Source organism: Alteromonas sp. MTD1, from assembly GCF_042848195.1.
GTDB lineage: Bacteria > Pseudomonadota > Gammaproteobacteria > Enterobacterales > Alteromonadaceae > Alteromonas.
This window is the reverse complement of record NZ_BTGG01000014.1, coordinates 44,460-53,320: the sequence shown is the minus strand read 5'-3', so window position 1 is coordinate 53,320 and position 8,861 is coordinate 44,460. Positions and strand designations below refer to the sequence as shown.

Below are 8,861 nucleotides of genomic sequence, written 5' to 3'. Positions count from 1 at the left end.
AATTTAATATCGACCCAATGGGTCGTTTTTCTACCATTGGCTGGGTCGTTTATCTGATTAAACCAGTTTTATCATACATCTTAAGCCATTGCTAAACAGTTATATTTAGAAAAATCATCTTTTGACAAAAAGTAGAAAACGACCCATTAGCTCGTTTTCTTGACTATTGGAGCAAAGCCACCAGACTGTATATTAATACAGTTTAATTTTTGATGGAATAGTTATGAAAACACGCTCGCCATTTTTAAACTCAATCATAGATTACATGTTAACCAAACAATACTCTTTACGGTCGGTTGACACTTACCTGAAATGGATTGCTGGGTTTATTAATTATCACGACAGGCGGCACCCCACATCTATGGGGGATAATGAGGTCGTAAAATATTTAGACTATTTGGTTTTGCAGAAAAATGTATCACCTAAAACCCAAGCGACGGCTTTAAATGCGCTCGCATTTTTATATAAACACATCATAAAACAAGAGTTATCGCCCGACCTTGTATTTGTACGTAGTAAAAAACAGCAAAAACTTCCCATTGTTATGACACCTGACGAAGTAAAATTGTTGATGTCATTTTTAGATAAACGCTATTACTTAATCGCAGGGTTAATGTATGGTAGCGGTTTACGCGTGATGGAGGCTGTCCAATTACGTGTTCAAGATATTGATTTTGATTATAAAAGTATTCGGATATGGAATGGTAAAGGTAATAAGCATCGCATAGTGACTTTAGCCACTGAGTTAATTCCTTTATTAAGAAGTCAGATTATGCAGGTCAATGATTATCTGCTACTTGATATAAAGAACGAGCAATACGCGGGGGTTTGGATGCCTAATGCCCTTGCTAGTAAATATCCATCCGCAAATAAATCTCTGGCATGGCAATATTTGTTTCCCTCTTATAAATTAAGTGCAGATCCAGAAACAGGTGAAATTAGACGACATCACTTTTATCCCACTGGTGTGCGCAAAGCGATTAAAAAAGCTGCGTTAAAAGCACAACTTACTAAACCAATTACACCTCATACGCTAAGACACTCGTTCGCAACGCATTTACTTCAAAGTGGAGCAGATATTCGTACTGTGCAAAGCCAACTCGGTCACTCAGACGTTAAAACAACACAAATATATACCCATGTTTTACAACAAGGTGCTAATGGAGTGGTAAGCCCATTGAGTAAGCTACTTTAATGAAGCAATTTTCAGCTATTAGTTATTGCGAATACCTAAGCAATGGACCTGAAGTTGTGACTTTATTTAGTGGCAGTTAACGTCTGCTATTGGTAAAAGTGGCTTTAATAAATAGAAAGCGCTAGCTTCCGCTTTACGCTCATAGCGACCGGTGCATTAATAGTAAGATTATGAAAAACAGAAGCACTTTTCCTAATCAGCAGTAGAGTGATAGCTATCTTTAAAAGTGGCAGTCTCGCCGCTTATAGTGAACGTCCACCAATTACGTTAACTCAAATACTCCTATACCTTACCGACCGTAATTTTCGCGAACAGAAAGCAACTAATTCCTTAATCTTTGCACTTAAGCTCAAGCTTTACGTTTGCATTACCACATTTATTTCAAAAATTTACGTAAAACTTAACACACTGTTATGGAATTTAACTGAAAGGAGTAATTCCGTGACATTTCATGTATCTAAAAATAAGCAAGTTGAAGTACAAGGCCAGGTCTACAATAGCTTGTCCGCAGCAGCCAGAGCCTTTGGATTAAATAGTGATAAAGTGCTCGAGCGAATCCGCTGCGGATGGAACATCTATGAAGCGCTTGAAATTGTAGAGCGAAAGCTGCCAACGATGAACTATCAAGACCGTATAAAACAATTTGCGGCTCAAGAGAAAATAAAACCAGGTAGTGTAGGTAAGCGTTTATCTCTAAGGCGCAGACGCATTAGAGAGTGGCTTAACTTGCCGAGTCACTCCCCTACTCGCCATAGCAATGTCTTAATTGTCACAGATTCAGAAGGAAGCACATTTGGCAGCTTAAAAGAAGCTTCTGCTGAAAAAGGTATGCATCGCTCAACATTAAAAAACGGCTGTTTAAAGCTCGTAAAAGTTAAGAAATACGCCTTTGAATCAGAAATGTCTATTTCTGCCGAATCCCTATTACTTCTGTGCGCTCATCCAAATTTACGGTTAAAAGACGACTTATTCTCTTCTGATGGCCACTTCATACTTTTAGATAATCAAGTACGCCTGCATTTATTCTTCAGAAATACTAGCGGTAATGAATATATTGCATTTGCATCGATTGATGGGGTCACGTTGTTTAATGTTAACTGCGCGACAAACGGTTACGGCATATTTTCAAACAGCATATTATTTCGTAACGCCACTTCACTAAAACCTCATGAAAAAACAGCATTGCACAATTTAATGCGTGGCTGTGCGAAGCAGAATTGGGAAATATTCATGGGTGACTTTGTTAAATACAAAATGCCGTAATAGGAAATCTCTATGGCTTTTTAACGGCAAATAACGAGGGAGTGAAGTCTAGATTTGGTCACGGATGGTCACGAATTGTGACCACACGTGACCATCCTGACAGCATTCATCTGTTTTCAGAGGAAAAAACGAAAAGAAACAGAAATTCTGAAAATACTGTTTAAAACCGATTAATTCAGTGTCGTCAATGAGTTAAGAAAATCAAATATTGTTAAAATAACGCTAGAAAAAACTTTTGGAAGAAAAATAGATGGTGCGTCTACCCTGATTCGAACAGGGGACCTCTACCATGTCAAGGTAGCGCTCTAACCAACTGAGCTATAGACGCATATTGTTTTGTTGAATGCCTTGTAGATATAAATCGGCGCGGCGAGTGCCTATCAACGCCGCGTATAATACTGAGCCTACTGCAGCCCTGCAAGCAAAAGTTGCCTACTACAGCGTTAAGTGACTAATTTGTCAGCAGTGTTTATCTTATTAGCTACTTTTGATTAAACGGTAACGGCTTAATACTATTAACCAGTGACCCATCGTGTACAGCGTTCATGAAATACTCACCAAGCCTGTCTGTTTCCTTTAACACTGTTTGCCAATACTTAATGCGCGTGCTCGCATCTAACACTTCAAAGTCTTTTCTGTCTGGAATTTTGCTGTAAGGCAAGTTTGCAACAAACGATGCCGACGGCACTAGCATAACAACATTGTCGTAAGATGAGCGATGCGGCACCCTGCCCTTCAACCCTTTGTCAAACCAGCCTGGAATGGGTTTGTTGTAAAAATGCGGGTATAGCACAAGGCCGTCATCTGGCCCAAAAGACAAGTCAAAGTGATAATCGATGATGCCACCGTCGCGATACATGCCTGCAGGCGCACCTTCTATATCGGTAACACCTTCTATAACAACCGGAATTGATCCCGATGCCAATAATGCGCTGTGGATATTATTTTGAGTTAGCGCATGATAATGCGTAGGCAAGTTATAAGGGTCGTTTATAGAAAAATCAGTATTTGGCGTTGAAAATACGTATCGCTGATACAGGCGTTTTAAGTTTTTACGGCTCACTGTATTAACCGCTGCACTCATCGCAAGCCCAGATAACTGCCTTACTTTACTTTCGAACCGTGTGGCGCCCAAGCACTTGGCAACAATAAGGTGCGCTTTAAATCGTGAGTTTGCCAAAACTTGTTGCTTACCCTCATCATTAACCATGTACTTCAACAAGTCTTCGGCTTTTTGTGTTATTTCTCTTGGTGTAGGTTTATTGCTGCTGTAAGTGGTTGTTGAATATGACTCAGCTAACCTATTTATTGCTGCTAGTGGGTCATCTTGTACCGCACAAATGGTTCTGAAGGCACCAGCAGACGAGCCAATTACATGAATTTGATGATTTACATTGGCGAACCATTCTGGAAACAAAACGCGATCTAAACCTGCTAACGAAAACCATTTGGGTCCACCTGAAGCACCTAGAAAATAACTAAAAATGTCTGGTGTAAAACCCTGCTTTTGAATGGTTTTAATGGCGTTAGCCCCTGCGTAAACTTCAAGTGGTGCCACTACATTTCCTTTTAAGGCGAATAATTAAATTGCGATATTTGTCTATTTCGATGGAATTTATCAGCTAAAGCGGTAAAAGTAACGAACCAGCATGGCAACCCATTGCTTGTCAGACCAGAGAAATCGAGGGATCAACAGATTATTCAAGCGCTGAAGTTCTCTATCACTTTTAAAAATATTTCATACTCACTATCGGTGATATTCTTGAGTTTGCTTTGTTGCCACAGTGTTATTTTAGGAATGATCTCACTGTACATCGCCTCTCCGCGTGGACTAAGTGCCACATCAAAAAATCGCCCGTCATTTTTCGACAGCGTTTTGCAAATTAAGCCATTATGTTCCATGCGTTTCAACGCTCTAGACACACTCACTTTGTCAAGCCGTGTGGCCTGTGATAATGCTTTTGCAGACATTACTTTGCTGTCTGGCGAAAAATGTCCTAATGTGGCCATTATTCTCCACTCTGGCATTACAAGACCGTAGCTTGCGTATACGTTATACAAAGATTCGCTTAAATCACTGGCAGCCATTGCCATTTTGTAAGCTAGCATGTCCTCTAATTTCATTGCCCGTTACCTTTTTCGTTTTTCTTTTTTAAGCGTTACTGTTTCGTTGTTTTAATTGGTGACACCAATGCAGTGGAAGTGCTAGACACTGGCAAAGCTAAGCACTTAAAAGATTAAGCGCTTCAGAGGGCATTCTGTAAAGTTTTTACAACGTAAAAGGCCCCCCTCCTACAGCATAAATAAGTGCTATGCATTGATTTCACATCTAATTCCCACTAGCCTAAATCAAATAGTTTCATTTGTAACTAATTTATAAACGATAAATGCCAACAGAAAACTTATGGTCTACTGTTGGTAATAACAACTGAACATGGACAGCTTATGGAAAACCTAACTTACCTTACAGGCTTTAATAACGAGCACGAAACCGAAGCACTACCCGATGCGCTTCCTAAAGGGCAATTTAGCCCGCAAAAGGTTAACTATAAGCTTTATGCCGAACAATTTAGTTCTACCGCATTTACTGCACCCCGCGCAGAAAATAGAAGAACATGGACATATCGTTTACGACCATCTATTGCTATGGGTGACTTCACACAAATAGACAATGGTTTAATTAGAACTGCACCTGAAACAGCCATACCTTGCCCGCCTAACGTTTTAAGATGGGATCCTGTAGCGCTGCCTGAAGCACCTACGGATTTTGTAGAAGGGCTTGTGACCATTGCATCAAATGGCGATGCAAAAACACAAATTGGTATGGGTATCCACTGCTACACAGCAAATAAATGCATGGATAGCAAAGTGTTTTACTCGTCTGACGGCGAAATGCTGTTTGTACCACAATTGGGTAATATGTTAGTACGTACAGAGTTAGGTAAACTTGAAGTTTCAAAAGGCGAGATACTGGTAATTCCGCGCGGCATTCGATTCTCTATTACGCCCATTGATGGACCTATACGTGGATACATATGCGAGAACTATGGTCATCCATTTGTACTGCCAGAGCGTGGTCCTGTTGGTGCTAACGGTTATGCAAACCAGCGAGATTTTCAATACCCTACAGCTTGGTTTGAAGAAAACGACACCCCACATACAGTAATTAATAAATATTGTGGCAATTTATTCGAAGCCCCGCTGTCACACTCACCTTTCGACGTTGTTGCATGGGTTGGAAACTCTGCCCCTTATAAGTATGACCTTAGTCGCTTCAACGTGATAAATACCGTGAGTTTCGACCACCCAGACCCTTCTATTTTTACTGTGCTTACCTCGCCGTCAGAACTTGAAGGCACAGCGAACGTAGATTTCGTTATTTTCCCACCTCGCTGGATGGTGGCAGAGCAGACGTTCCGCCCGCCATACTACCATCGCAACATTATGAGTGAATTTATGGGTTTAATTGAGGGAACGTACGACGCAAAAGAGCATGGTTTTGTGCCAGGCGGAATGAGTTTGCATAATTGCATGACCCCACACGGTCCGGAAGCCGAAGTCTTTGAAAAAGCGTCTAATGCAGACCTTTCACCACAGCGGTACGAAAACACGTTGGCATTCATGTTTGAATCTCGTTACCCCATTGCACCGAGCGAATTTGCGATGAATTCAGACATTAGACAACACAATTACCTTGCCTGCTGGGATGGGCTTAAAAAATACTACGACGGTAAAAAGTAAGCCATTAACCCGCTAGGCCGACACATGACGCCTTTATTAGCATATGGCCGGGCGCTTATTTGCATGCTTACTTAGGCACTGGCTGGGGCACGTATCTTAGGCACTAAAATCAACACTAACGTGGGCGTGTAGTAACGCCCACGTTAGTGTTGATCATGGCATGTGTACTGTTATCTGCACACTAAAACAACGCCTCACAAATTATACTTTTCTTTAATATTCAAAAACTTAAACAATAGCACCTCTTCAACTTTATAACCTCACGCCAAGGTGAAAAGATTTCGTTACACCTAGGCTTTCCAACAGGTTTACACTTCATTCAGCCATGCTATTGCGCGAGAATTTACGCCCCCATTACAATCGTCTCACAATTACTTTAAAAGTTTCACGTTGAGGAAGTACCCATGGCTGATTTATTCGACAACCCAATTGGATTAGACGGGTTTGAATTTTTAGAATTCACTGCACCTGAGAAAGGTATCTTAGAGCCAATCTTTGAAGCAATGGGCTTTACTTTAGTAGCAAGACACAAATCAAAAGACGTTGAGTTGTGGCGCCAAGGCGACATCAATTTATTAAGTAACTACGACAAGAACTGTCATGCCGATTATTACTCAGAAGAACATGGCCCGTCAGCATGTGGTATGGCATTTCGTGTAAAAGACGCACAAAAAGCATACAAAGAAGTACTAGCACGCGGCGCACAGCCAATGGACACCCAAACCGGTCCAATGGAACTAAGACTTCCAGCTATTAAAGGAATTGGCGGTGCTCGTCTTTATCTTATCGACCGCTACGAAGGCGAAAATACAATTTATGATATCGACTTCAACTGGATTGAAGGCGTAGAAAGAAATCCTAAGGGCTGTGGTTTCCATACGCTTGATCACCTTACGCACAACGTATATCGCGGTCGTATGAACTACTGGGCAGGTTTCTACGAGAAACTATTTAACTTCCGCGAAATTCGCTACTTCGATATTAAGGGCGAATATACAGGTCTGTTATCTAAAGCAATGACGGCACCAGATGGAAAAATTCGTATTCCGTTGAACGAAGAAGCTGTTGGCGGTGGTGGCCAAATAGAAGAGTTCCTAATGAAGTATAACGGTGAAGGTATTCAACATATTGCCTTTGCCTGCGACGACCTAATCGCATGTTTAGATAAGCTAAAAGCGCGCGGCATGAAGTTTATGACGCCTCCACCAAACACATATTACGATATGCTTGAAGAGCGTCTACCTGGTCATGGTGAAAATGTAGATGAACTGCAAAAACGCGGCATTTTACTAGACGGTACAACAGAGAACGGCGAGCCAAGACTGTTACTGCAGATATTCTCTGAAACCGTATTTGGCCCAGTGTTCTTTGAATTTATTCAGCGTAAGCAAGACGAAGGGTTTGGTGAAGGTAATTTTAAGGCGCTATTCGAGTCAATCGAGCGCGACCAAGTGAACCGTGGCGTATTAAATAAATAACCACACACCCATTGAGAAGGCAGCTTAATCGCTGCCTTTTTCATAAAGCGCACAAGGTGCCCCAGTTGGGTCAAGAATTACACAAAAGCTGTCCTTGCCGTGGTGTCTTACATCGCCCACTCTCTTGCCGCCAAGCGACTCTGCATGTTCAAGCGAGTTTGATAAGTTTGCTACCGTAAAATAGTTTATCCATCCACCAGGTAGCGTTTCATTCACGCCTTTTTTATGGCAAATACCACCTACTGGCGTACCATCAGGCTTCATCATTACGTAATCGCTGTACCCTCCCATATCAACAGGCTCTTTTTTCCAACCCATCACTTTCTCGTAAAACTCAACCAACGCTTCGGCATTTTCAGTTGTAATATCGCACCACGACGCTTCAGACATTACCGCTCCTTTTATTGTTGTTTTCTAACCTTGTTAACACAATGTAGAACATCAATCAGATGACGTATACCCTGAGGGCTGTTTCTGTGAGGTAACTGCGATGTCTGAATTAGGAAACGCGCAAAACACACTGCATTGTCAAGACAAGAAATTGCAAAATTAATAAACATTTTGCAATTTCATGGTAGACAACGCCTGTGGAAAATGCTTGCAATTTGGATAATGTTATCCACTGAACATTGTTTGTACAGTTTATTTTTTCATTTAAAATTAGACACTTAAACCAAAGCCCCAAACTACTCAACAAACTTATCCACAGATTAAGTGGATAACACGTAGCACTTAATCACAGTTAGTGGTTTAATGAATGTACCTTCGATGTTTTCTTTTTTTTCGTTATCGCATGCCAAAACAAACACTATTAGTTCGTGACGACTTATTTACAATTCACAGTCTGGACCCAGAAAGCGACATTCCTTCCTCTGTGTTGAAAAGCCCACTTTTTTTCTTGGGTAAAACAGAAGAAGAGTTATCGATCGTGGTACCCGATTCCGTTGAAGTCGATTCACTTGATTGTGACGAAGGCTGGAAAGCACTTGAGTTATTAGGACCTTTGCATCTTTCTTTGATTGGAATAATGGCGCAGATAGGTCAAGTACTTGCTGCGGCTAAGGTACCTATTTTTGTTGTCTCTACCTTCGACACAGACTTTTTCTTAGTGAAAGGCAACAAACTTAAAGACGCCGTAAGTGCGTTAAAAAAAGCAGGGTACACCGTTAACGAGGATGCATAGC

The 8,861-nt window shown here is 41.1% G+C and carries 8 protein-coding genes and 1 tRNA gene; 5 read left to right on the top strand and 4 right to left on the bottom strand.

Annotated features, from left to right (window positions below; translation table 11 throughout):
- Nucleotides 1-223: 223 nt before the first annotated feature.
- Together ACGHAV_RS16795 and ACGHAV_RS16790 are read left to right on the top strand one after the other, a co-directional pair.
- Nucleotides 224-1,195: an integron integrase gene (locus ACGHAV_RS16795; protein WP_390383311.1), complete on the top strand. Its 972-nt coding sequence runs from the start codon at nucleotides 224-226 to the stop codon at nucleotides 1,193-1,195.
- 441 nt (nucleotides 1,196-1,636) lie between these two features.
- Entirely contained in the window at nucleotides 1,637-2,458 is an 822-nt protein-coding gene (locus ACGHAV_RS16790; protein ID WP_390383308.1) for a hypothetical protein, read from the top strand.
- Nucleotides 2,459-2,709: 251 nt separating this feature from the next.
- On the opposite strand, the gene ACGHAV_RS16785 is transcribed toward ACGHAV_RS16790, so the two are convergent.
- The 3 genes from ACGHAV_RS16785 to ACGHAV_RS16775 form a co-directional block, all read right to left on the bottom strand.
- Nucleotides 2,710-2,786: transfer RNA gene (locus tag ACGHAV_RS16785), tRNA-Val, on the bottom strand.
- Nucleotides 2,787-2,939: 153 nt separating this feature from the next.
- Nucleotides 2,940-4,016: a patatin-like phospholipase family protein gene (locus tag ACGHAV_RS16780; protein ID WP_390383306.1), complete on the bottom strand. Its 1,077-nt coding sequence runs from the start codon at nucleotides 4,014-4,016 to the stop codon at nucleotides 2,940-2,942.
- A 143-nt stretch (nucleotides 4,017-4,159) separates the two neighbouring features.
- Nucleotides 4,160-4,582 carry a MarR family winged helix-turn-helix transcriptional regulator gene (locus ACGHAV_RS16775; RefSeq protein ID WP_390383303.1) on the bottom strand — a complete coding sequence of 141 codons (423 nt, stop codon included), beginning with the start codon at nucleotides 4,580-4,582 and terminating at the stop codon, nucleotides 4,160-4,162.
- A 321-nt stretch (nucleotides 4,583-4,903) separates the two neighbouring features.
- On the opposite strand from ACGHAV_RS16775, the gene hmgA reads away from it, so the two are divergent.
- Together hmgA and hppD are read left to right on the top strand one after the other, a co-directional pair.
- Entirely contained in the window at nucleotides 4,904-6,199 is a 1,296-nt protein-coding gene (gene hmgA / locus ACGHAV_RS16770; RefSeq protein ID WP_390383300.1) for a homogentisate 1,2-dioxygenase, read from the top strand.
- 404 nt (nucleotides 6,200-6,603) lie between these two features.
- Nucleotides 6,604-7,677 carry a 4-hydroxyphenylpyruvate dioxygenase gene (hppD, locus tag ACGHAV_RS16765; protein ID WP_390383297.1) on the top strand — a complete coding sequence of 358 codons (1,074 nt, stop codon included), beginning with the start codon at nucleotides 6,604-6,606 and terminating at the stop codon, nucleotides 7,675-7,677.
- Between the two features lie 24 nt (nucleotides 7,678-7,701).
- Here the strand turns inward: hppD and ACGHAV_RS16760 are convergent, their stop codons facing one another.
- Nucleotides 7,702-8,067 carry a VOC family protein gene (locus tag ACGHAV_RS16760; protein WP_390383294.1) on the bottom strand — a complete coding sequence of 122 codons (366 nt, stop codon included), beginning with the start codon at nucleotides 8,065-8,067 and terminating at the stop codon, nucleotides 7,702-7,704.
- A gap of 403 nt (nucleotides 8,068-8,470) precedes the next feature.
- Between ACGHAV_RS16760 and ACGHAV_RS16755 the strand changes: the two genes are divergently transcribed.
- A complete protein-coding gene (locus tag ACGHAV_RS16755) occupies nucleotides 8,471-8,860 on the top strand; it encodes an ACT domain-containing protein (RefSeq protein ID WP_390383291.1) in 390 nt (129 codons plus the stop codon).
- Nucleotide 8,861 lies beyond the last annotated feature (1 nt).